This window comes from Ruegeria sp. CDSC085 (genome assembly GCF_059610465.1).
Window position 1 is genome coordinate 381254 of record NZ_JBXWNR010000002.1, and the last position, 21648, is coordinate 402901.

Here is a 21648-nt window from a genome sequence, read left to right on the forward strand (position 1 = left end):
TTGTCGGCACTTGCCTTCGACCGCGTCTTTCGATCCACTGTTCCCGCCCGGCATACCACCGGGCGGGATTTTTTAACCAGAATACCGGAGACATCAGATGCCCCTGTCCCACGATGAAATTGCCCGGTTTCTGAAATCCGTTCATCCCTATGACGCGCTGCCGTCTGACGCCCTGGACCAGATCGTCAAGCAGATCGAGGTCTGGGAGGTTGAGGAAAACGCTTCAGTCTATGAACTCGGCCATACCCTGCCCGGTGTGTTCGTGATCTATGAAGGACAGGTTGAGATCACCGACGAGAACGGTGCAGTCGTTTCTCATCTGGGGTTGCGCAATTCCTTTGGTGAGCGCGGCCTGCTGAGAGACGGCAAAGCCGCCACCAAAGCCCGCGCGCATACACCATCGGTTCTGATGCTACTGCCACCGGATCTGGTCAGGCGGTTGATTGAAGGGCACGATGTCGTCGCCAAATTCTTCGATCGAACCCGGGGCGATCGCAGCGGTCCCCAAAGCCTTGCGACCAGCTCGATTGACGTTCTGATGGCGCGCAATCCTGCCACCTGCCCTGCGGACACGTCGGTTCAGGAAGCGGCCCGGATCATGCGCGACAAACATATCTCGTCGCTTTGCGTGACCGATCGAGATATCTTGAAGGGTATAGCCACCCTACGGGACATTTCGGGCAAGTATGTTGCAGATGGTTTGCCAGCAACCACAAAGATTTCGGAAATCATGACTGCAAACCCCGTGACCCTGTCACCCAGTGATATCGGCTCGGATGTTCTTCACATCATGATGGAGCGCGGCATTGGCCACATCCCGATTTCCGAAGGCGGTCGTCTGGTCGGGATCGTGACACAGACCGATCTGACACATTATCAGGCCGTCAACTCGGCCGAGTTGGTTGGCCGCATTGCTAAGGCGGACACTGCTGAAGAAATGGCGCGCGTGACCGCAGAAATTCCGAAACTGCTGGTACAGTTGGTTGCTGGCGGGAACCGGCACGAGATTGTCACGCGGCTCATCACCGATATTGCTGACACTGCTACCCGCCGCCTGCTGAAACTGGCTGAAACCGAACTGGGACCGCCCCCTGTACCCTATTTGTGGCTGGCCTGCGGCTCACAGGGGCGGCAAGAACAAACCGGCGTATCCGATCAGGACAATTGCCTGATGCTGGATGACAGCGTCACCGACGCCGATATGACCTATTTCACCAAACTGGCCAAATTCGTCTCTGACGGGCTGGACGTCTGCGGGTATTTTTACTGCCCCGGCGACATGATGGCGACCAATCCGCGCTGGTGTCAGCCGGTTCGTGTCTGGCGCGACTATTTCAAGGGCTGGATTGCCACGCCAAACCCCGAGGCGCAAATGCTGGCCTCGGTCATGTTCGACCTGCGCCCCATCGGCGGCGCGTTTGAGTTGTTTGCCGACCTGCAAGCGGACACTCTGGCAGCGGCCCGAGCAAACTCGATCTTCGTCGCACACATGATTTCCAACTCGCTGAAGCATACGCCCCCCCTGGGCCTGCTGCGCGGTTTCGCGACGATCCGCTCGGGCGAGCATCGCAACACGCTGGATCTGAAACACAACGGAGTGGTGCCCGTTGTCGATCTGGCACGCATCTACGCATTGCAGGGCGAACTGACCGAAGCCAACACCAGCGCCCGCCTGAAGGCAGCCGAGTCCAGCGGTGTGCTCAGCCCCTCTGGTGCGCGTGACCTGCTGGATGCCTATGATCTGATCGCAGAAACCCGGCTGGAGCATCAGGTTCGACTGGTTAAATCCGGAGCGATGCCCGACAACTATCTGCCACCGTCCGAATTGTCGGACTTTGAGCGAAGTCATCTGCGCGATGCCTTCGTGGTGGTAAAAACGATGCAATCGGCAGTTGGCCACGGCAAGGGAATGCTGGGCTGACATGCGTCTGAGGAACGGAGAGACCAAATGTTTCTGGAACTGATCGGTACGGTTTTTGCGGGGATCGCATTTGCAGGCATCGTTCTTCTGCTGAACAAGCTGACCGGAGGACGTTTGCCGAAATGGACCACTCCGGTTGCCGCTGGCCTCGGTATGATCGGAATGACCATCACCAGCGAGTATTCCTGGTATGACCGCACGCGCGACCAACTGCCCGAAGAGATGACAATCGTGCAAGAGGTCGAAAGCCGCGCATTTTATCGTCCCTGGACCTACGCAGTGCCGTTCGTTGATCGCTTTGCCGCAATCGACACCGTATCTGTGCGGACAAATGAAAACGTTCCGGAACAACGGCTTGTCGACCTCTATTTCTTTGGCCGCTGGGCTCCGGTATCGAAGCTGCCGGTTGCTGTAAACTGTGCAGAAAACCGCCGCGCCAACCTGGCAGATGGCGCCGAGTTCGCCGATGACGGGCGCCTGGTGAACGCTGACTGGATTGCAGCCGGGGACAACGATCCCATCATCGAAGCCACTTGCGGGGTTTGATCATGCTTACCGGATTAAGTCTGAGGGTCAGGATTTTTCTGTTCTTCTGCCTCCTTGCTTTTGGAGGGGTTGCGATAAGTGCCACCGCTCTCTGGATCACCTATTCCCGCGCGGGAAATCCCGATCTGGTGAATGATTTCGTCTTTGCTGAAATCCTAATCGGATTTGGATTACTGGCACTGGTTGCAGGTGTTTGGCTGCTGTTTGACGACAACGTCGCCAAACCGATCGAACGGCTTTCCGCCCAGCTGCGTGCCCGTGCTCATGCCGGTGTAAGCACCGACCTCGACATGCAGGCCGCGCGTTATCTGGGCGATCTTGCCCCGGCTGCAGCGGGATTGGCGGAACAACTCGCCTCGAACGCCATGCGCACAGCCGAAGCCGTCGCTGCGGAAACTGCGCATCTGGCTGCGGAGAAACAACGCCTGACCGCCCTGCTGACCGAGATCCCGGTGGCCATGCTGCTGGCCAGTCCGAAGCATCAGATCGTTCTGTACGACGGGCAGGCAGCCGAGGTTCTTGCCCAGATCGCGCATCCTCGTCTGAACGCGTCTCTTTTCGAGTATCTCGAAGCCACCGGCCTGACAGACGCTTATGCCAAGATGTGCAAAACCGGAAAGGACGTCTATTGCACCCTGTCCAGCGTGGATGGGCGGCAGACATACTCCGCCCGGATGAAACCCTTGGGCGATGCACCAGGATATATGCTTGTCTTCGAAGACAGCGCGGCACATATGTCACCGGACGATGCCCGCCCGCTGGTCTATGATTTCGAACTTCTCAATACACCGGGGGATGACGCGTTCGAGAACCGCCCCCTGTCGGATCTGTGCTTCGTGGTCTTCGACACGGAAACAACCGGTTTGCTGCCTCACAAGGATGAGATTGTGCAGATCGGCGCTGTACGCGTTCTGAATGGCAAAATCGTTCAGGGTGAGCATCTGGACATGCTGGTTGATCCCGGCATTCCAATTCCACCTGCCTCGACCAAGGTACACAAGATCAGCGACCGCATGGTTCATGGCGCGCCGGATATTGCCGAAGCCGGGCGCGTTTTCCATCAGTTCACGCGTGACGCGGTGATCGTGGCGCATAACGCCCCGTTCGACATGGCGTTCCTGCGTCGTCATGCCAAACGGATGGGTGTTGAATGGGACCATCCGATACTCGACACGGTCCTACTATCTGCGGTGCTGTTCGGGGCCAGCGATACACACACGCTGGACGCCTTGTGTGAACGGTTGGAAATTACGATCCCCGACGCTTTGCGCCATACAGCACTGGGCGATGCGGTTGCCACAGCCGAGGCATTGGTCAAGATGCTGCCGATCCTGCAAGCCCGTAGCCTGACAACCTTTGGCGAAGTGATTATGGAAACCCGTAAACACGGTCGTTTGCTGGAAGACCTGAACTGACGACTTATATTGAACTCGGCAGTCAGCTTTTCATGGACAATCCGGGCCACGCATGGCACCTGATGCGCGGCCAAGGATTAAGCGCGCAATGACCGAAAAGACCTTTACACCGACCCCGGATCAAAGCCCCGCCTTTCGGGAAGCACTCGGATGCTTTGGCACCGGCGTCACGGTAATTACCGCGCAATCCGACGAAGGTCCGCGCGCCATAACAGTGAATTCATTTGCGTCAGTCTCGTTGGAACCGCCACTGGTGCTGTGGTGTCTGGCCAGGGAATCATTCCGTTTCGATACGTTCAGTACCTGTGATCTCTATTCTATCCACGTCATGGCACAGGATCAGCAGGATCAGGCGTTGCGGTTTGCACGCGATGGAGCGGATTTCTCACATGCAGACTGGACCGAGGATGCGGTCGGGCGTCCACATCTGGCCCAGTGTCTGGCCCGGTTTGACTGCCGTCTGCATACCCGTCATGACGCCGGCGATCATCTGATCATTGTGGGTCAGGTGGAACAGGTCATGTATCGCACCGGCAAAGGGCTGATCTTCAAACGCGGACAGTTCGGCGGTTTTGTCGACCTGATCTAATCGTCCAGCGACCCGTGAACCGCGAGCGCTTCCAGCTCGGCATCCTGTGGAGTGATCACCCGAAAAGCTTCGTGGACGCCTGTGTCGGTCAATTCCCTTGCGACAATCAACAGCGTGTTGGCCGCGTGGTCTTCGCACAGTTCCGACATGTGATCGATTTCAGCTTGGGCGACACCCAATGCCGCATCTATCGAGGGCGCGCCATAGAACTGCACAAAATGTTCGGCCAGATCACGCGTGATCTGGTTTTTCTCTGCGGCTTCGATCTGCGTCACGGCCACAAAAGTTACCCGGCCAAAGGTTTCCAACCCCAGCCAGCCATTCGCAAATGCCTGTCGCGCTTTGCCTTCAAGATCACCCTGGCCCCAGTTCGAAAACTCGAACCCGCCCGAAACGCACCACTCTCCGGTGCGAGCCGGGGAATGAAACACGTTCATGTCGCTTTCGTCGAAATGGATCGCTCGGGCCAGTTTCATTATCGGTTCTCCAACAAGTCGGTCAGGGGACGAAGGTGCGTATCGACCCCGTCGCGGATCAGCATCCCGAAACGTTCATCCGTTCCAAGGAATACGCCTCCGTCGATCAACGGTTCGCCTACACCACGCAGCAGGCCCATCCATTCGGCGTGCAAGGAGGCGTTGCCATCCTCCTGCCAACGGTTGAGCCAGGTCAACATGTGTCGTGACCAGCTTTCCACCAGCTGCGTTGCCGAAACCTCGGTACAGCCTTCATCGTACAGCGCTGTGATATCGGGGGTTTCGCCCGGCGCGTCACTGGTTTGCAACAGCGTCAGTTCCCAACCAACGATAAGCCAGTCCGGCTCTTCCTCGGGCATTGATGTCGACGCAGCCGCACGGAACCGGCCGCAACGCGCACCGTTTACACAAATCAGGCCATCCCACCCCAAATGCACGGCAACCTCCGGCGGGGCCAAAGCGCCCAGCGCGTTCTGGAATCCCACTGCGCAGAGCGGCAGCATCACCATCGCATCCTGCAACGGCACCTCGGGGGCAAAAACAATTGCCACCCGCAGGAAATCCGCCTGAACGTTGTAAACCACCGTCCCCGCATCGCAGCCCAGCGCCGCCATTGCCAGCGCGCGCTCGAACGGGTCCTCTCCGCCCTGCACAGGATTGCCTGTCAACAGTGGGGGGAATACCGGTTGGCTCATGCGTTGCCCTTGGCGATCAAGTCCCGGGCGATTTTGCGGAACGCCTCGGCCTGCGGGCTGTCAGGTTTGCTGACGACAATCGGCGCGCCTCCGTCAGCGGCGACACGGATGTCCAGATGCAAGGGGATTTCGCCCAGCAACGGCACGCCCAGCGCCTCTGCCTCGGACTTGACACCACCATGACCAAAAACATGTTCTTCATGTCCACAGTTCGAACAGATATGCGTGGACATGTTTTCGATCATCCCGACAATGGGTGTCTTGAGCTGATTGAACATGTCGATCCCTTTGCGGGCATCAATCAGGGCTACGTCCTGCGGCGTCGAAACGACAATGGCTCCGTCCACCTGAAACTTCTGGCTCAGCGTCAGTTGCACGTCACCGGTGCCGGGTGGCAGATCGACAATCAGAACATCCAACGCGCCCCATTGCACCTGGCTCATCATTTGTTGCAGCGCACCCATCAGCATCGGCCCCCGCCAGACAACCGCCTGACCTTCATTGGTCATCAAGCCCATCGACATCATGGTGACGCCGTGGTTGCGCAGCGGCAGGATCGTCTTGCCGTCAGGGCTGGCCGGCCGGCCCGAGACACCCAGCATCCTGGGCTGCGACGGCCCGTAGACATCGGCGTCCAGCAAACCCACACGTCGCCCTTCCGCAGCCAATGCGCAGGCAAGGTTGGCCGATACAGTGGATTTGCCTACCCCACCCTTGCCGGACGCAACGGCAATGATCCGATCCACACCCGGTACCGCCTGCGGCCCGGTTTGTGATGGCTTGGGTTTCGGTTTCAGATCCGGCGGCGCCTTTTCTGAATGCGCGGTCATCATGGCCGAAACACTTGCAACGCCTTCAACCATTTGCGCGGCCTTTTCGGCCGTAGCGCGGACAGGTTCCATCTTTTCCGCGTTCTTCGGGTCGATCTCAAGCACAAAGCGCACAGTATCGCCGTCTACGTTCAGGGCACGCACGATGCCCGCACTTACAATGTCCTGCCCGGAAATCGGGTCGGTGATCTTTTTCAGGTTCGCCAGAACCGCGTCACGAACACTCATGCTTGTTCCCCTTGATGTGCCCTGCTGACAGGGGCGTGCGTATCGACTCACCGCTCATTGCACGTGTCTCCGTCTTTTTCTGTTCAATTGACGCATCCCGCCCCGCGAAGTTACGTTGAGCCATGCGCTTTGTCCTCTTGTGCCTGAGCCTGACGCTCTCTGCCACCCCCTCTTGGTCACAAGAGGCTATTGGCCTTGCGGCCCCGGCAGACGTGAACGGCTCTGGCCTGTTGCAACATATCCTTCCTCGCTTCTCTCTCAAGACCGGGATCCGCGTTATTGCAGACGACGCCGGGGTTATGGTGCTGGAAACCGCGCCGCCCGGTGATCCGGTCTTTGCCCGCGGCGAGTTGATCTATCACCTGCGTATCGAAGACAGTGACCGCCAGGCCCGTTTTCTTGAATGGCTGAAGTCGGATATCGGCAAGCGCACGGTGGAAAGCTTTGCTCCGGCACAGGGAGAGCCCTTTTCTGCCAGCTTCGACCTCGCAGTTGTTGAGGCCGATGACATCTTCGATGGCGACACCAAACTCGGTGAAGAATTGTCGATGACCCATTGCGGACGCTGTCATGTTGTCGGGCCAAAGAACCGCATGAATGGCCTGGGGTCGACGCCCTCTTTCGCCGTTCTGCGCGCAATGCCTGACTGGTCGCGGCGGTTCGAGGCGTTTTTCGCCCTGAACCCCCACCCTGCATTCACGCAGATCGACGGGCTGACGCCCCCTTTTGATCCCGAACGCCCTTCTCCAATTCACCCGGTTGAGATGACATTGGATGATCTTGACGCGATTCTGGCGTTCGTATCGCGCATCGACGCCGCAGATCTGGGTGCCCCTCTAAAGCTTCAGTGATCCTTTCTGTCCGAATAGTAATCCTCGGTTGTGACGACCCGAGGCCTAGGTTTTGACTGGAACGGATTGTCTTGCTGTTGAAACTGCACGTTCACCCGGCAATTGTCACACATCTGGATCATCCGCGCCTGATCTGAAGTCGCGAACATCGGGTGCGTACCCGACAGCTTCTCCATAATCCGCTCAACCGTGGATTTCACGCCGAACAGCGCCCCGCATTCTACGCAGGCAAAAGGTTCCTCTTCGTTCAGAACCTGCTGTGACAGGGCCGCATCGCTGAGATCAAGTTGTGGAACAAGAGTGATCGCGTCCTCGGGGCAAATGGTCTTGCACATCCCGCATTGCAGACAGGCGTCTTGCTGGAAGTTCAGTTGCGGCTTGTCCGGGTTGTCGATCAAAGCACCTGATGGGCACAGCGACACACAGCTGAGGCACAGGGTGCAGCTATCGGTGTTTACTGCAACCGCCCCGTAAGGCGCATTCTCGGGCAATGGCAAAGGCGCGTCGGCCTGCGGGTTCAGCGCTTGCGCTGCCAGCCGTGCAATTTGCCGGCGATTGCCCAACGGCAGAACCGGATCAGACAAAGGTCGGGGCACCGCTTGCCCGTACAGCAGATCGGACATCGCATCGGGGTCAACCTCATCAATCAGACCTATGCCCTCCGAGCCTGCAATGGCATGTGCCAATTCGAGTTCCCGGTTCAGCGCTTGGCGTTCGGTCGTCGGGGCCAGAAGAACATCCACCCGTGCAAACCCATGCGCCAGAGCCGCCAGCATCTCGGCATGGCCAAAGCCAGAAATTACGTTCAGTTCCAGCGGGATGACATCCGAAGGTAATCCGCGCCCAAAACGAGCAGACAGCCGGATCATCTCAGCTCCGTGGGCGTCATGAACAAGCAACCGATGCGCGGTGCCACCAGCCCGGCGATAAGTGCGGGCCAGAATATGCATCCGCGACAACAGCGCCGAAACAGGTGGGTCTTCATAGTTTATTGCCGTTGAAGGGCATAGCGCAGCGCAAGCACCACAGCCGGCACATACCATCGGATCGACGGCGACATACTCGCCCGCTGGGGAAATCGCTCCGGTTGGGCAGATATCCAGACAGTTGGAACAGCCCACCTGCCCGGCGCGGGAATGGGCACACAGGGTTTCTTCCAACCGCACATAGAGAGGTTTTTCAAATGTTCCCACCAATTGTGCAGCTTCAAAAGCCAGCCTTTCCACAGCAACCGCATCCTTGGGATCAGCTCGCAGGTAGCCCTCGCGCTTTGCCGGAGCCTGAACAAAAGGTGTTTCACCCGCCAGATCAACGACAATGTCGCACGCAGAAAGCGCTCCGTCCTTTGGATCGGTCCATGCAAAAGCGCCGCGCCCTCCGGGTACGACTTGCTGCAGCGCGTCTAGCCGCAGGGAAAACCCACCGAGCGCACCGGAAACCGAACAAAGCCGCCCCCGCACCACGTCATAGTCCCGTGAGAGAGGATCCGACAGATCGGTCGTCATGACGGTCACAGCCATTGAGTCGGCCAGACGCTTTGCCAGATCAAAGGCCACCGTACCGGGCCCGATGATGAAACAGGTGCCTTCACTGAAGACATCCACGCTGGGCGTGACGGGTTGCGGCATTACGGCCTCGATCGCCAAGGCCGCCATCTTGGGGGTCGCATCCGCACCTTGATCTGACCACCCTGCCCGATCGCGCAGATCGACAAATCCGGGCGCATCGATATTCAGGTCTTCGGCGAGTGATCGAAAAACTTCCTGCTCTTGCAGGCAGGCAATGACTGTTTCGCCTTCCTGCATCAGCTTGGCGGCTGATTTTAGTTCGGTTGTACAAAGCGCGGTGTGCACTCTGGAACACCTGATACTGCAAGCGCTCTCAATCACGTTCGGGTCCAACGCCTGAGTACCGGCGCAATCGCATAGCAGTAGTTTGGTGCCCATATCCCCTCCTCGGGAAACCGTTCTGGTCTCATGCACACTAGGCTGTACCCCCGGCAAGACAACTTCAACCCCTTGCCGCACGCCCTGCTCCAGACTGCATTTCGGGCCAAATTGTCAGAAAACATAAGCGTTCATTGGGCCTGCTCACGCAGTTGCTACCCTGGACTACGACCAAAGTCGTAGAGCTTAGGCTTGGCACACAGCCAGTTTGTGTACCATAGTGGACTTGCAAAGGCAGGGGAGAGCCTTTTCGGGGAGGAGCCAGTGGCCAAGGCCGCAAGCCAGACTGAAATGCCGGTTGGCGTCATCGTGCGCAAGACACCCGGGGTCACACGTTGGGCCCGGTGGAACTGGCGTGCCGTTGCCCTTTTACCCGGCGCAGGAGCAGCCAACTGGCAGGAGCTGCGCCGTGAAGGCGATGCGGTCGAGTATCATGCCGCCACCCTGCCGCTGACGCTCTGGGCAGATGAAACCGAAGCCTACATGGTCAACCTGTCGGATGGACAGCCTTCGCTATACCTTGTGCTGCGAGACGAACTGAAGGGTGACACGCCCCTGAATGCAGTTCTGATCACCGCCTCTCCGTTCGAAGGGCAGGACTATGCGGATACCGGCGAAGAAATTGTCGAGAAAATCCCGATGACCGAAGGGCTGATCGCCTGGGTTCGGGATTTCACACTGAAACATCATCAGCACGAAGTTTTCGTCAAGCGCCGCCGTGATAAGAAACGGACCGATCTGGTGGAAGACGGCAAAGGTGACGCGCGTATCAGGCAGGAATCGGACGTTTACCGCGCCCCCAGGAAGGTGTTCCAATGACGCAGCCCCGTGATTTCTGGTCGCGCCGAAAGGCCGCTGTTCAGGCTGAAGCCGAAGCCGAGGTTCTGGTTGCGGAAGACCAGGTGATCGCGGCTCAGCAAGCGGAGCTGGATGAAAAGACTGACGCGGACATTCTTGCTGAGTTTGACCTACCCGATCCGGACATGTTGCAGCCCGGCGATGATGTATCGGGTTTTATGGCCAAGGCCGTGCCAGATCGCCTGCGCCGCCGCGCCCTTCGTCGGCTGTGGCGGTTGAACCCGGTTCTGGCCAATGTCGACGGGCTGGTTGATTATGGCGAGGACTATACCGATGCGGCCTGCGTGATCGAAAACATCCAGACCGCCTATCAAATTGGCAAAGGCATGCTGGCGCATATCGAAGCACTGGCGGCCGACGCAGAAGAAACAACAGACGATGTCGTTGAAAGTGAAGCCGATACGCGTACTGAACCCGAGGCCGCGCCGGTCGAACCCGATCTCGTTCCCGAGCCGGTTTCAGTCGCTCGGGCGGAAGAGCCGGAGGAATTCGACCTTCCCCCGGCACCACGTCGAATGATATTTGAATTTGAAGGATGACCGAATGACCGCAAGTGACGCGCATGCTCTGGACGTTTCAACCGAGGATCGCCTGCGCGCGGATTTCTACAACTTTCTGGGCTTGCTGCTGGCCGGCCCGCCCGACCAGATGCTGCTGGATCAGTTGGCTGGTCTGGGCGGCGATGACACTGACTTGGGCCAGGCCATTCAAGCCATGGCGCGGGTCGCCAAGGTCACCAAGCCCGCCGGGGCCGAGCGGGAATTCAATGCACTGTTCATCGGTTTGGGTCGGGGCGAATTGCTGCCCTATGCCAGCTTCTACCTGACGGGTTTCCTGAACGAAAAACCCTTGGCACAGCTGCGCAACGACATGGCGGTACGTGGGATCACACGGGCCCAAAACGTGTTTGAGCCTGAGGACAACATCGCATCATTGATGGAAATGATGGCCGGAATGATCGTTGGGCGTTTTGGCACCCCGGCCTCACTGGAAGACCAGAAAGCGTTCTGGAACAAACATATCGGCCCCTGGGCCACGCATTTCTATTCAGATTTGGAAGCCGCCGAGAACTCGGTTCTTTATGCATCCGTCGGCACCGCCGGTCGGGTTTTCATGGAGATCGAGCGCGAAGCATTCCGGATGACGGCGGGGTAACCCGCAAATCGCCGGTGTCCAATGGGCACCAAACCGCAATTGGGACAGGAGGAGCCCATGAGCAAGACCAAGGAAGAAGGCGCCACACGCCGCGACTTCCTCAAACTGGCCGGAACCGCAGCACCTGCTGCCGTTGCCGCCGCCAGCCTGACCGGGAAAGCCGAAGCGGCCGAGTTGCCGACCGACGATACCCGCATTCAGGATACTGCGCATACACGCGCCTACATCGAAAGCACCCGGTTCTAGGATCGGACGTTTTCACACCCGACTGACGGTTGCGATTGGCCCCGACGTCGGCTTCAGCAGTACCAAGCCAGCCGTGGCACACACGGCGCGCAAGGGAGGAAACAAATGCTTAGGAAAAAGACCAACGGGGTTGCGAGACGCCCCCAGCGGACAAGTATCCTGTCCCAGGTCGGCGAGAAAACCGTCGATCGCCGCGCATTCCTGCGTGGCTCGGGCCTGACGATCGGCGGCCTTGCCGCGATCAGCGCCACGGGTGGAACCGTGACGCCGGCCAGTGCCCAGACAGCGGCGAACACCGCCGTTGAAAACATCAAATCCGTATGCACCCACTGCTCGGTCGGCTGTACGGTCGTTGCCGAAGTGCAGAACGGTGTCTGGATCGGGCAGGAACCCGGTTGGGACAGCCCGTTCAACCTGGGTGCACACTGCGCCAAAGGGGCATCGGTTCGCGAGCACGCCCATGGCGAACGCCGCCTGAAATATCCGATGAAAAAGGAAGGCGGAGAGTGGAAGCGCATCAGCTGGGAAGAGGCGATCAACGAGATCGGCGACGGCATGATGAGTATCCGCGAAGAATCCGGGCCAGACAGCGTATACTGGTTGGGTTCCGCGAAACATAACAACGAACAGGCCTATCTGTTCCGCAAGTTCGCGGCCTATTGGGGCACGAACAACGTGGACCATCAGGCCCGTATCTGCCACTCGACCACCGTTGCTGGCGTTGCGAATACATGGGGCTACGGCGCCATGACCAATTCGTACAATGACATGCACAACAGCAAGGCGATCTTCATCATCGGCGGCAACCCGGCCGAGGCGCACCCCGTTTCGCTGCTGCATATTCTGCGCGCAAAAGAGCAGAACAACGCACCGCTGATCGTCTGCGACCCGCGCTTTACACGCACCGCGGCCCATGCGGATGAATATGTCCGTTTCCGTCCCGGCACAGATGTTGCGCTGGTCTGGGGTATCCTGTGGCACATCTTCGACAACGGTTGGGAAGACAAAGAGTTCATCCGCACCCGCGTCTGGGGCATGGATCAGATCCGCGAAGAAGTTGCCAAGTGGAACCCGGACGAGGTGGAACGCGTCACCGGTACTCCGGGGTCGCAGCTGAAGCGTGTTGCCCGCACGATGGCGAACAACCGTCCCGGTACGGTCGTCTGGTGTATGGGCGGTACACAGCACACCAACGGCAACAACAACACCCGCGCCTATTGCGTGCTGCAGCTTGCGCTCGGCAACATGGGCACCTCTGGTGGTGGCACCAATATCTTCCGTGGCCATGACAACGTTCAGGGCGCAACGGACCTTGGTGTTCTGTCTCACACTCTGCCCGGCTATTACGGCCTGTCGAACGGTGCTTGGGGCCATTGGAGCCGCGTCTGGGGCGAAGATGTAGATTGGCTGAAGAGTCAGTTCGCCACGATCAAGGATAAGGACGGCAAGGACAAACCGCTGATGAACGAACGTGGCATTCCGGTCTCCCGCTGGATCGACGGTGTTCTGGAAGATCCGGCGAACATGGATCAGGACAACAACGTCCGCGCCATGGTTTTGTGGGGTCATGCGCCGAACTCGCAAACGCGGGGCCCGGAAATGAAGACGGCAATGGAAAAGCTGGACATGCTGGTCGTGATCGACCCGTACCCCACCGTTTCTGCCGTTCTGCATGACCGCACCGATGGCGTTTACCTGCTGCCGGCCTGCACACAGTTTGAAACGCGGGGCTCGGTCACGGCTTCGAACCGTTCGCTGCAATGGCGTGACAAGGTGGTAGATCCGCTGTTCGAAAGCTTGCCGGACGAGGTCATCATGGCCAAGTTTGCCAACAAGTTCGGCTGGGCGGATCGGCTCTTCCGCAATATCGAGATGGAAGACCCGGAAACCCCGAATGTTGAAAGCATCACGCGTGAGTTCAACTCGGGCCTCTGGACCATCGGATATACCGGTCAGTCGCCGGAACGCCTGAAAAGCCATATGGCCAACCAGCACACGTTCGACAGAACCACGCTGCAAGCCATTGGTGGACCAAACGACGGCGAGTATTACGGTCTGCCCTGGCCCTGTTGGGGCACCGCCGAGATGGGTCATACGGGGACACCAAACCTCTATGACATGTCCAAACCGGTGGCCGAAGGCGGCCTGACCTTCCGCGCCCGCTTCGGTGTAGAACGCGATGGTGACAACCTGCTGGCCGAAGGGGTCTATAGCGTCGGATCTGAAATTCAGGATGGATACCCTGAATTCACGATGCAGATGCTGATGGACCTTGGCTGGGATGGCGATCTGACGGCTGAGGAACGCGCGGCGATTGATGCCGTGGCAGGACCAGAGACCAACTGGAAAACCGACCTGTCCGGCGGTATCCAGCGGGTTGCAATCGCCCATGGCTGTGCGCCCTTCGGGAACGCCAAAGCCCGCGCGGTTGTCTGGACCTTCCCGGATCCGATCCCACTGCATCGCGAACCTCTCTATACGAACCGGCGCGATCTGGTGGAGGACTATCCGACCTACGAGGACCGTCAGGCCTATCGTCTGCCGACCCTGTATGCCTCAATTCAAAAGAACGACTTTTCAAAGGATTATCCGATAATCCTCACGTCAGGTCGTCTGGTCGAATATGAAGGCGGCGGCGAAGAAACCCGGTCGAACCCGTGGCTGGCCGAACTGCAACAGGACATGTTCGTCGAGATCAACCCCCGCGATGCCAACAACCTTGGTATTCGGGACGGGGCGCAGGTTTGGGTGGAAGGTCCCGAAGGCGGCAAGGTCAAGGTGATGGCGATGCTGACCAACAGGGTCGGTGCCGGCGTGGCGTTTATGCCATTCCACTTCGGCGGCCATTTCCAGGGTCAGGATTTGCGGGACAAATACCCCGCAGGCGCTGATCCCTATGTGCTGGGTGAAAGTTCCAACACCGCCCAGACCTATGGCTATGATTCAGTGACCCAGATGCAGGAGACCAAAGCGACTCTCTGCAAGATCTCGGCAGCGTAAGGAGGACGATAAATGGCTAGAGCAAAGTTTCTCTGCGACGCTGAACGCTGCATCGAGTGCAACGCCTGCGTAACTGCGTGTAAGAACGAGCACGAGGTGCCCTGGGGCATCAACCGCCGCAGGGTGGTGACGATCAATGACGGTAATCCGGGCGAACGCTCGATTTCGGTGGCCTGCATGCATTGTTCCGACGCGCCCTGCATGGCGGTTTGTCCTGTCGACTGCTTCTATCAGAACGAAGAAGGGGTCGTCCTGCACTCGAAGGACCTGTGCATTGGCTGCGGCTATTGCTTCTACGCGTGCCCATTTGGCGCGCCGCAATACCCGCAGGCTGGTAACTTCGGATCGCGTGGCAAGATGGACAAATGTACCTTCTGTGCCGGCGGCCCCGAGGAAACACATTCGACCGCAGAGTTCGCCAAATATGGTCGCAACCGGATCGCCGAGGGCAAACTGCCCATCTGCGCCGAGATGTGCTCCACCAAGGCCCTGCTCGCTGGTGACGGCGACGTGGTGTCCGCAGTTTACCGTGAACGCGTCGTGGCGCGCGGTTTCGGCTCGGGCGCCTGGGGTTGGGGTACTGCCTACGACCAGAAAGACGGGTAAAACCCGGCCTTAGAAAAATGGCCTCCCGCCACGTGCGGGAGGCTTTCCGGATGCTTCGAGCAGGGATCCGTTTCCTGCATTGGCACAACAATCTATTTTAGAGGCGCACATGACCAATGATGTTTACTGGCTGCTGAAACTTGACCTAGATCTGGATAAAAAGGGTGAGTTCGAAGCGCTTATGGCAGAGATGGTCGCGGCCACGCAGCAGGAGACCGGCGCCAGAAGCTATGAATGGCACATGACCGGTTCGGCCGTCCATATCTTCGAACGCTACGCCAGTTCCGAAGATGCCATGATACATATGCAGAATTTCGGTGCGCATTTTGCTGAACGTTTTCTGGCCCTTCTGACGCCAGTGGGATTGGACGTTTATGGTCCGGCCAAGGATGATCTTCGCGAAGCACTCACGCCAGTCGGCGCCGTTTTTCACCAGCAAATCGGTGGATTTGACCGCTGATATGAAAATGCACAGGAGGATACCCCTATGCGCCTGATTCAGTACCTGCTCGTTTCGATTTTTCTAACCGGAGCCGCATGGGCGCAAGAGACCTCTGAACCCACGGCGGATGAGCGCACCTCGACCGGCGGAGCGACAACCCTGGAAGATATTCTTGCCCGGCAACGTGGTGAGAATGTCGACAACAGCTATCGCTCTGAGAATACCGGTCAGGGCAATGCAGAGGGGTTGCTGGGCCAGCTTGGCACGCGCGGCGTGGCCTCGGACAGCGACGTATACCGCGCATTGCGCTACGGCTCGGCTGATGTGACGGTGTCGTCGCATGGCCCTGCGGCGAGCGTGTTGATTCAGGATGGCGGCATGTGGTGGCTGAACTTCCGCACCGGGCCACTACGCGAATACGGCACCTATATCGTTGCCGGGATGCTGGGTATCATCCTGCTGTTTTTCCTGATCCGTGGCAAAATACGCATCGACGGTGAAAAAACCGGCCGTACGGTCACGCGTTTCAACGGGTTTGAACGGTTTGGTCATTGGCTTTTTGCGGGGTCGTTCCTGATCCTTGGTGCAACTGGCCTGCTGACGCTTTACGGGCGTGACTTCCTGATCCCGCTGTTCGGGAAGGAAGGGTTTGCCACCATTGCGCAAGGTTGCAAGTGGCTGCACAACAATCTGGCCTGGGCCTTCATGCTTGGCCTGATCATCGTCACGGTAAACTGGATCGCCCATAACATCCCCAACCGCGTAGATCTGAAATGGCTGGCCGCAGGCGGCGGATTGTTCACCAAGAACAGCCACCCGCCGGCAAAGAAGTTCAACGCGGGCCAAAAGATCATCTTCTGGGCGTGCATCCTGCTGGGCGCATCGATCAGCCTGTCGGGTCTGTCGCTGTTGTTCCCGTTCGAGATGCCCTTGTTTGCAAAAACCTTCCAGATCGCCAATTCGACCGGTATTCCGCAAATGATGGGCCTGAACCTGCCGGTGCAGATGTCGCCGCAGGAAGAGATGCAATACGCCCAAGTCTGGCATGTGATGGTGGCTTATGTGTTCATTGCGATCATCGTGGCGCATATCTATCTCGGCTCTGTCGGAATGGAGGGCGCCTTTGACGCCATGGGCACCGGCGAGGTCGAAGAACAATGGGCGCGCGAACACCACTCGCTGTGGCTGGAGGAAGTTCAGGAAAAAGAGGCAGGCAAGGCCGCCTCCTCACCCGCTGAATAGATGCGGGGGCTGGTTCTGGCCCTGGCGCTGATCCCGCTGCCCGCCTTGGCCGAATTCTTCACACTCAAAGGGCACGGCGGCCCAATCATGGGAATCGCCACAGCCCCGGACGGGCGTATCGCAACCGCCAGTTTCGACAATTCCGTCGGGCTATGGGCTGATCAGAACCCCGAATGGCTGGAGGGCCATGAAGCCGCTGTGAACGCTGTTGCCTTCAATGGTACTGCCATCTATTCCGCCGGAGATGACTTCACTCTGCGCAAGTGGCCCGGTGGCGACGTGGTTGGGCGCCATCAGGGCAAGATCGTTGGTCTGGCAGCGTCCAAGACACACGTTGCGACCGCCAGTTGGGACGGAACAATCGGGGTGTGGCCCGTAAACGGAACCGGCCCCACTACTCTTGGGCCAACCGGAAGCGGTGTGAACGCCGTGGTGTTTTCTTCTGACGGCACACAGCTTTATTCGGCAGGTATGGATGGATCGCTGCGCATCTGGGACGTGATGAGTGGACAAGAGATCACCCGTCTCATCGAACACGGGTTCGGCATCAACGAACTGGTCCTGAATGAACCAGACAACTGGATCGCTTACGGTGCTGTTGATGGCGTGACCCGAATACTGGACCTTTCCACGGGTGAAGAACGTGATTTTACGCTGGATCGCCGACCCATCCTTGCCTTGGCACTCAGCCCGGATCGCAGGCTTCTCGCCGTGGGTGACGGCGAAGGTTATATCATGGTCATCGATACCGCCGAATGGCGTATCACGCGGGATTTTCGCGCGACGTTGCGAGGGCCAGTCTGGGCCTTGGCCTTTTCCGTCGATGGTGAAAACATCCATGCGGGCGGAATAGACGAGGCCATGTACAGTTGGCCCGTAACCGCCTTTTCCGACCAGCAACAAATGGCGGCAGCAGAGCCGAGTTTCCTCAAAAACCCTGACGAGATGGACAATGGTGAGCGTCAGTTCGCGCGCAAATGTTCAATCTGCCACAGCCTGACACCCGACAGCGAACGCCGCGCAGGTCCTACCTTACACGGGGTTTTCGGCAGACGGGCCGGTACGTCGCCCGGATATTTATACTCGGACACGCTGCAAGGCTCTGACATCATTTGGAATGACGAAACAATAAATGCTCTTTTCGACGAAGGGCCTGACCATTACATTCCGGGGTCTAAGATGCCGATGCAGCGAATTACGGCAGCTCAGGATCGTCAGGATCTTATTGCTTTTCTACGCCGCGCAACGGGTGCCCGGAACTGAACTGGAGGAGACCATGAAAGCCTTTCTTGCCGCAGTCGCCGCAATGGTCGTCATTGCTGTAGCAGCGCCTTTTGTGCTGGAGCAGATCGGATTCAGCGCCGCCGACGCCACATCCGGCTCTGCCGTGCGCCTCGACTGAATGTCGCAATACCTGACCACCCGCGAACTGGCCGATCTGCTGCGCATTGGCGAGCGCAAAGCCTATGATCTCGCCTCGTCAGGCGAGGTGCCCTGCGTACGCGCCATGGGCAAACTGCTGTTCCCGCGCGCCGAGGTTCTTGCCTGGCTCAACGCTTCGCGATCCGGTCCACAGGTTGCCGAACCGCCCCTGCCCCAGATTGTTGCCGGCAGCCACGATCCCCTGTTGGACTGGGCGCTGCGCGAAAGCGGTTCGGGGCTTGCCACCTATTACGACGGTTCTTTTGACGGGCTGACAAGGCTGAGTGAACGCAACGCACAGGCTGCGGTGTTGCACATCCACGAAGATGGAGGGTTCAACAAAGACTCTCTTCGGGGCGCCCTTGGCGAAGCACCGGTGATCCTGTACGAAGTCGCCCGGCGCAAGCGCGGGCTGCTTCTTGCCCCGGGCGTATCGGATATCAGAACATTCGAAGATCTCAAGTCGCGCCGCCTAATCATGCGTCAGGACAGTGCAGCCAGCCAACGCCTGTTCGAAACACAGCTTGAAGCACATGGCATGTGCCGAGACGATCTGGACGTAACCCCCGGCTGCGCACGCACCGAAGAGGAACTGGCCATCGCCCTTCACGACCAAAAGGCCGAGGTTGGCTTTGGGTTGGGTGCTTTGGCAGGGCTTTACAACCTGGGTTTCGTCCCCACGCATTCCGAGAGGCTGGATTTGGCGATTTGGCGCAGGTCATATTTTGATCCGCCAATGCAAAAACTGATAACGCTGCTGCGCTCGGATCAATTTGCGCAAAGGGCCCGTGAATTCGGTGGCTACGACCTGTCAGGCCTGGGCACGATACACCACAACGGTGCCAGCGGGTGAACTATCACCCACCTTGTTCCTTGTCATGGTACTTCTGCCGCAGGCCATCTATTGGGCGTTCGGAAAGAAAACCTGCTGCCCGTCCAGCCTGAACGACGCGATCGCCTCCTGCCCGTCCGGCCCCGTCAGCCAGTCGATAAAGCGTTGACCGGCAGCTGCCCGCACATGCGGGTGTTTTTCAGGATTCACGAGGATCACACCGTATTGATTGAACAGGCGCGGATCCCCCTCGACCAGAACGCCAAGGTTTCCCCGGTTTCCAAAAGACAACCACGTGGCCCGATCCGTCAGCGTATAGGCATCCATTCCACTGGCCACGTTCAGCGTCGCCCCCATACCAGATCCGGTCTCGCGATACCAAGCACCTGAAGCCTCGGCAGGGTCCAGCCCGGCCGCGGACCAATGGCTCAGCTCGGCCTTGTGCGTTCCGCTGTCGTCACCACGAGATGCAAACGGAACTTCCGCCTCGGCGATTCTTGAGAGCGCGGCCAACACATCGGTGCCGCCGCGAATTCCAGCAGGGTCAGACTTGGGGCCTATCAGAACGAAATCATTGTACATCAGATCCTTCCGCTCCACGCCCCAACCGTCAGCAACGAACTTCTCCTCGGCCGGTTTGGAGTGAACCAAAAGAACATCCCCGTCCCCGTTGATGGCGTTGCGAATGGCCTGACCGGTGCCCACTGCCACAACACGAACATCGATACCTGATTCGGCTTCGAACCACGGCAGGATGTAATCCAACAGTCCCGAGTTCTGCGTTGACGTTGTCGACTGCACCACAATAAATGGGTCTTCTGCTGAAACCGCGCTGGTCAACAGGCCCAAAGCTATCACCGCTGCCCGAATTGGTTTCCGGAACATCACACTCTCCTCTTTCTCTTTTTCAGGTAACCAATCCGCCCGCCAAATAGCGGCGCGACGCATCGCTTTCGGGAGAATCCAAAACCTGTTTTGCTGCACCGTGTTCCACGACATGTCCGCCCTGCATCATGACCACGTCCGAGGCCAAACGGCGTGCCTGACCGATATCATGTGTCACCATCACGATCCGCACAGCCCGAGCCGAAGCCCGTAATATCATTCGTTCAATCATCTGGGTCGCGCTTGGATCCAGTGCGCTGGTGGGCTCGTCCAGAAACAAAGTCTCGGGGCTCAATGCCAGCGCCCGTAGAATCGCCAACCGCTGCGCCTCCCCTCCGGACAATGATCGCGCGGGTTGTCTGGCCTTGCCGTCGAGCCCGCCTTCGGTCAGCAATTCGGCAGTGCGGGCCTTTCGTGCCGTTCGCCCCATGCCTTGACGCTTTAGAACGAAGTCAAGGTTTGCCGCAACTGATCGACGCAGCAGAACCGGTTTCTGAAACACCATGGCCTGGCGGGCTTTTTGTGCCGCGCCAAGCGGTTTTCCATCCTGGACGACCTGCCCCCGATCCGGAGTGATCAGCCCGTGCAGACAGCGCAGCAACAGGCTTTTGCCTGCACCGTTGGGGCCAAGGATCAAGGTTGGCCCCGGCCCATCCAATACCAATGACGAGACGTCCAACAACGCCTTGCCACTACTGCGGATTTGCAGGTTCTCGACCTTCAGGCAATTCACCATGTCGCATAGCAGGTCACGCATGACGCACCCCCTCCTGTTCGGCCCGCAGGCTGACCGCGCTCACCATCGCGTTCACGGCCACCGCTATCCCGATCAGGATTGCCCCCAAGGCCAGTGCCAGCGCCAGATTTCCCTTCGAGGTTTCCAGCGCGATGGTTGTGGTCATCACGCGCGTAACATGGTTGATGTTGCCGCCCACAATGATCACCGCGCCCACCTCGGCAATGGCGCGCCCAAACCCCGCAAGCAAGGCCGTGACCAATGCCAGCCGTGCATCCCACAGCAGCACAGGGACCGATGCAAGCCGTGACACGCCCAGTGATCGCAACTGTTCAGAGTACTCCTCGGCCAGCATTTCGACCACCTGTCGGGTCAGCGCGGCAACAATAGGAGTGACCAACACGACCTGAGCGATGATCATGGCCGTCGGGGTATACAAAAGCTCGAGCGCACCCAGCGGGCCAGAACGGGACAGCATCAGATAGACCAGCAACCCCACAACCACGGGCGGGAACCCCATCAAGGCGTTCATCAGAACGATCAGCATCCGCCGTCCCGGAAACCGGGCCACAGCCAAAGAAGCACCGACAGGCATGCCAATCAGGGCAGAAATCAGAACCGCAAACACGGATACTTTAAGGGACAACAGCACAATCGCCCAAAGCTCTGAGTCTCCCTCAAAGATCAGAGCGATCGCAGAACTGAATTCTGATGCAAAACCCTGCAT

The 21648-nt window shown here is 58.7% G+C and carries 23 protein-coding genes; 16 read left to right on the forward strand and 7 right to left on the reverse strand.

Annotation, left to right across the window (positions count from 1 at the left end):
• Positions 1-97 precede the first annotated feature (97 nt).
• The 4 genes from AC2FJB_RS05335 to AC2FJB_RS05350 all read left to right on the forward strand — a co-directional run bounded on the left by AC2FJB_RS05335 (position 98) and on the right by AC2FJB_RS05350 (position 4471).
• A complete protein-coding gene (locus AC2FJB_RS05335) occupies positions 98-1921 on the forward strand; it encodes a DUF294 nucleotidyltransferase-like domain-containing protein (RefSeq protein WP_496717327.1) in 1824 nt (607 codons plus the stop codon).
• Positions 1922-1948: 27 nt separating this feature from the next.
• On the forward strand, positions 1949-2467 hold the full coding sequence (locus tag AC2FJB_RS05340; protein ID WP_117869244.1) for a hypothetical protein: 519 nt from the start codon (positions 1949-1951) through the stop codon (positions 2465-2467).
• Between the two features lie 2 nt (positions 2468-2469).
• On the forward strand, positions 2470-3882 hold the full coding sequence (locus AC2FJB_RS05345) for a 3'-5' exonuclease (protein WP_117869245.1): 1413 nt from the start codon (positions 2470-2472) through the stop codon (positions 3880-3882).
• Positions 3883-3970: 88 nt separating this feature from the next.
• A complete protein-coding gene (locus AC2FJB_RS05350) occupies positions 3971-4471 on the forward strand; it encodes a flavin reductase family protein (protein WP_117872785.1) in 501 nt (166 codons plus the stop codon).
• On the opposite strand, the gene AC2FJB_RS05355 is transcribed toward AC2FJB_RS05350, so the two are convergent.
• From AC2FJB_RS05355 to AC2FJB_RS05365, 3 genes are read right to left on the reverse strand one after another with little or no spacing between them, the layout of a single operon-like run.
• Positions 4468-4947: a DUF6505 family protein gene (locus AC2FJB_RS05355; RefSeq protein ID WP_117869246.1), complete on the reverse strand. Its 480-nt coding sequence runs from the start codon at positions 4945-4947 to the stop codon at positions 4468-4470. The two genes, AC2FJB_RS05350 and AC2FJB_RS05355, sit on opposite strands and share 4 nt — an antisense overlap.
• Positions 4947-5642 (reverse strand): biotin/lipoate--protein ligase family protein, encoded by a 696-nt coding sequence (locus tag AC2FJB_RS05360; protein ID WP_496717325.1) that lies wholly within the window; start codon positions 5640-5642, stop codon positions 4947-4949. Before AC2FJB_RS05360 ends, AC2FJB_RS05355 begins: the two co-directional genes overlap by 1 nt.
• The gene (locus AC2FJB_RS05365; RefSeq protein WP_496671779.1) at positions 5639-6700 is read right to left on the reverse strand and encodes an Mrp/NBP35 family ATP-binding protein; all 1062 of its coding nucleotides are present in this window, start codon (positions 6698-6700) and stop codon (positions 5639-5641) included. Before AC2FJB_RS05365 ends, AC2FJB_RS05360 begins: the two co-directional genes overlap by 4 nt.
• A 122-nt stretch (positions 6701-6822) precedes the next feature.
• Between AC2FJB_RS05365 and AC2FJB_RS05370 the strand changes: the two genes are divergently transcribed.
• On the forward strand, positions 6823-7551 hold the full coding sequence (locus AC2FJB_RS05370; protein ID WP_496717323.1) for a c-type cytochrome: 729 nt from the start codon (positions 6823-6825) through the stop codon (positions 7549-7551).
• Here AC2FJB_RS05370 and AC2FJB_RS05375 read toward each other — a convergent pair.
• Entirely contained in the window at positions 7545-9497 is a 1953-nt protein-coding gene (locus tag AC2FJB_RS05375; RefSeq protein ID WP_496717322.1) for a 4Fe-4S binding protein, read from the reverse strand. The two genes, AC2FJB_RS05370 and AC2FJB_RS05375, sit on opposite strands and share 7 nt — an antisense overlap.
• A gap of 264 nt (positions 9498-9761) precedes the next feature.
• On the opposite strand from AC2FJB_RS05375, the gene AC2FJB_RS05380 reads away from it, so the two are divergent.
• From AC2FJB_RS05380 to AC2FJB_RS05430, 11 genes are all read left to right on the forward strand, one after another.
• Positions 9762-10316 carry a DUF3305 domain-containing protein gene (locus AC2FJB_RS05380; protein WP_299896325.1) on the forward strand — a complete coding sequence of 185 codons (555 nt, stop codon included), beginning with the start codon at positions 9762-9764 and terminating at the stop codon, positions 10314-10316.
• A complete protein-coding gene (locus tag AC2FJB_RS05385) occupies positions 10313-10894 on the forward strand; it encodes a DUF3306 domain-containing protein (RefSeq protein WP_496717321.1) in 582 nt (193 codons plus the stop codon). The genes AC2FJB_RS05380 and AC2FJB_RS05385 overlap by 4 nt, the downstream gene beginning before the upstream one ends.
• A gap of 4 nt (positions 10895-10898) precedes the next feature.
• Positions 10899-11510 (forward strand): TorD/DmsD family molecular chaperone, encoded by a 612-nt coding sequence (locus AC2FJB_RS05390; protein WP_117869253.1) that lies wholly within the window; start codon positions 10899-10901, stop codon positions 11508-11510.
• A 57-nt stretch (positions 11511-11567) separates the two neighbouring features.
• Complete coding sequence (locus AC2FJB_RS05395; protein ID WP_117869254.1) at positions 11568-11756, forward strand: ubiquinol-cytochrome c reductase iron-sulfur subunit N-terminal domain-containing protein; 189 nt, start codon at positions 11568-11570, stop codon at positions 11754-11756.
• A gap of 105 nt (positions 11757-11861) precedes the next feature.
• Positions 11862-14756: a formate dehydrogenase subunit alpha gene (locus tag AC2FJB_RS05400; protein WP_496717320.1), complete on the forward strand. Its 2895-nt coding sequence runs from the start codon at positions 11862-11864 to the stop codon at positions 14754-14756.
• Positions 14757-14768: 12 nt separating this feature from the next.
• A complete protein-coding gene (gene fdh3B / locus AC2FJB_RS05405; protein WP_010439472.1) occupies positions 14769-15362 on the forward strand; it encodes a formate dehydrogenase FDH3 subunit beta in 594 nt (197 codons plus the stop codon).
• A 109-nt stretch (positions 15363-15471) separates the two neighbouring features.
• Positions 15472-15822 carry a putative quinol monooxygenase gene (locus tag AC2FJB_RS05410; RefSeq protein WP_117869256.1) on the forward strand — a complete coding sequence of 117 codons (351 nt, stop codon included), beginning with the start codon at positions 15472-15474 and terminating at the stop codon, positions 15820-15822.
• A gap of 27 nt (positions 15823-15849) precedes the next feature.
• A complete protein-coding gene (locus AC2FJB_RS05415; protein ID WP_496717319.1) occupies positions 15850-17046 on the forward strand; it encodes a formate dehydrogenase subunit gamma in 1197 nt (398 codons plus the stop codon).
• Complete coding sequence (locus tag AC2FJB_RS05420; protein WP_299896308.1) at positions 17047-18309, forward strand: c-type cytochrome; 1263 nt, start codon at positions 17047-17049, stop codon at positions 18307-18309. It begins immediately after the preceding gene.
• A gap of 13 nt (positions 18310-18322) precedes the next feature.
• Complete coding sequence (locus tag AC2FJB_RS05425; protein ID WP_256369669.1) at positions 18323-18448, forward strand: hypothetical protein; 126 nt, start codon at positions 18323-18325, stop codon at positions 18446-18448.
• A complete protein-coding gene (locus AC2FJB_RS05430) occupies positions 18449-19321 on the forward strand; it encodes a substrate-binding domain-containing protein (RefSeq protein WP_496717318.1) in 873 nt (290 codons plus the stop codon).
• Positions 19322-19369: 48 nt separating this feature from the next.
• Here AC2FJB_RS05430 and AC2FJB_RS05435 read toward each other — a convergent pair whose 3' ends face one another.
• From AC2FJB_RS05435 to AC2FJB_RS05445, 3 genes are read right to left on the reverse strand one after another with little or no spacing between them, the layout of a single operon-like run.
• On the reverse strand, positions 19370-20185 hold the full coding sequence (locus tag AC2FJB_RS05435; RefSeq protein ID WP_496717317.1) for an ABC transporter substrate-binding protein: 816 nt from the start codon (positions 20183-20185) through the stop codon (positions 19370-19372).
• A gap of 22 nt (positions 20186-20207) precedes the next feature.
• Positions 20208-20942: an ATP-binding cassette domain-containing protein gene (locus AC2FJB_RS05440; RefSeq protein ID WP_496717316.1), complete on the reverse strand. Its 735-nt coding sequence runs from the start codon at positions 20940-20942 to the stop codon at positions 20208-20210.
• Complete coding sequence (locus AC2FJB_RS05445) at positions 20935-21648, reverse strand: ABC transporter permease (RefSeq protein WP_496717315.1); 714 nt, start codon at positions 21646-21648, stop codon at positions 20935-20937. Before AC2FJB_RS05445 ends, AC2FJB_RS05440 begins: the two co-directional genes overlap by 8 nt.

What these genes read in the sequence shown, in the direction of transcription:
- AC2FJB_RS05335 (WP_496717327.1), top strand. Translation starts at nt 98, where the DNA reads ATGCCCCTGTCCCACGATGAAATTGCCCGGTTTCTGAAATCCGTTCAT.
- AC2FJB_RS05340 (WP_117869244.1), top strand. Translation starts at nt 1,949, where the DNA reads ATGTTTCTGGAACTGATCGGTACGGTTTTTGCGGGGATCGCATTTGCA.
- AC2FJB_RS05345 (WP_117869245.1), top strand. Translation starts at nt 2,470, where the DNA reads ATGCTTACCGGATTAAGTCTGAGGGTCAGGATTTTTCTGTTCTTCTGC.
- AC2FJB_RS05350 (WP_117872785.1), top strand. Translation starts at nt 3,971, where the DNA reads ATGACCGAAAAGACCTTTACACCGACCCCGGATCAAAGCCCCGCCTTT.
- AC2FJB_RS05355 (WP_117869246.1), bottom strand. Translation starts at nt 4,947, where the DNA reads ATGAAACTGGCCCGAGCGATCCATTTCGACGAAAGCGACATGAACGTG.
- AC2FJB_RS05360 (WP_496717325.1), bottom strand. Translation starts at nt 5,642, where the DNA reads ATGAGCCAACCGGTATTCCCCCCACTGTTGACAGGCAATCCTGTGCAG.
- AC2FJB_RS05365 (WP_496671779.1), bottom strand. Translation starts at nt 6,700, where the DNA reads ATGAGTGTTCGTGACGCGGTTCTGGCGAACCTGAAAAAGATCACCGAC.
- AC2FJB_RS05370 (WP_496717323.1), top strand. Translation starts at nt 6,823, where the DNA reads ATGCGCTTTGTCCTCTTGTGCCTGAGCCTGACGCTCTCTGCCACCCCC.
- AC2FJB_RS05375 (WP_496717322.1), bottom strand. Translation starts at nt 9,497, where the DNA reads ATGGGCACCAAACTACTGCTATGCGATTGCGCCGGTACTCAGGCGTTG.
- AC2FJB_RS05385 (WP_496717321.1), top strand. Translation starts at nt 10,313, where the DNA reads ATGACGCAGCCCCGTGATTTCTGGTCGCGCCGAAAGGCCGCTGTTCAG.
- AC2FJB_RS05390 (WP_117869253.1), top strand. Translation starts at nt 10,899, where the DNA reads ATGACCGCAAGTGACGCGCATGCTCTGGACGTTTCAACCGAGGATCGC.
- AC2FJB_RS05395 (WP_117869254.1), top strand. Translation starts at nt 11,568, where the DNA reads ATGAGCAAGACCAAGGAAGAAGGCGCCACACGCCGCGACTTCCTCAAA.
- AC2FJB_RS05400 (WP_496717320.1), top strand. Translation starts at nt 11,862, where the DNA reads ATGCTTAGGAAAAAGACCAACGGGGTTGCGAGACGCCCCCAGCGGACA.
- fdh3B (WP_010439472.1), top strand. Translation starts at nt 14,769, where the DNA reads ATGGCTAGAGCAAAGTTTCTCTGCGACGCTGAACGCTGCATCGAGTGC.
- AC2FJB_RS05410 (WP_117869256.1), top strand. Translation starts at nt 15,472, where the DNA reads ATGACCAATGATGTTTACTGGCTGCTGAAACTTGACCTAGATCTGGAT.
- AC2FJB_RS05415 (WP_496717319.1), top strand. Translation starts at nt 15,850, where the DNA reads ATGCGCCTGATTCAGTACCTGCTCGTTTCGATTTTTCTAACCGGAGCC.
- AC2FJB_RS05420 (WP_299896308.1), top strand. Translation starts at nt 17,047, where the DNA reads ATGCGGGGGCTGGTTCTGGCCCTGGCGCTGATCCCGCTGCCCGCCTTG.
- AC2FJB_RS05425 (WP_256369669.1), top strand. Translation starts at nt 18,323, where the DNA reads ATGAAAGCCTTTCTTGCCGCAGTCGCCGCAATGGTCGTCATTGCTGTA.
- AC2FJB_RS05430 (WP_496717318.1), top strand. Translation starts at nt 18,449, where the DNA reads ATGTCGCAATACCTGACCACCCGCGAACTGGCCGATCTGCTGCGCATT.
- AC2FJB_RS05435 (WP_496717317.1), bottom strand. Translation starts at nt 20,185, where the DNA reads ATGTTCCGGAAACCAATTCGGGCAGCGGTGATAGCTTTGGGCCTGTTG.
- AC2FJB_RS05440 (WP_496717316.1), bottom strand. Translation starts at nt 20,942, where the DNA reads ATGCGTGACCTGCTATGCGACATGGTGAATTGCCTGAAGGTCGAGAAC.
- AC2FJB_RS05445 (WP_496717315.1), bottom strand. Translation starts at nt 21,648, where the DNA reads ATGCAGGGTTTTGCATCAGAATTCAGTTCTGCGATCGCTCTGATCTTT.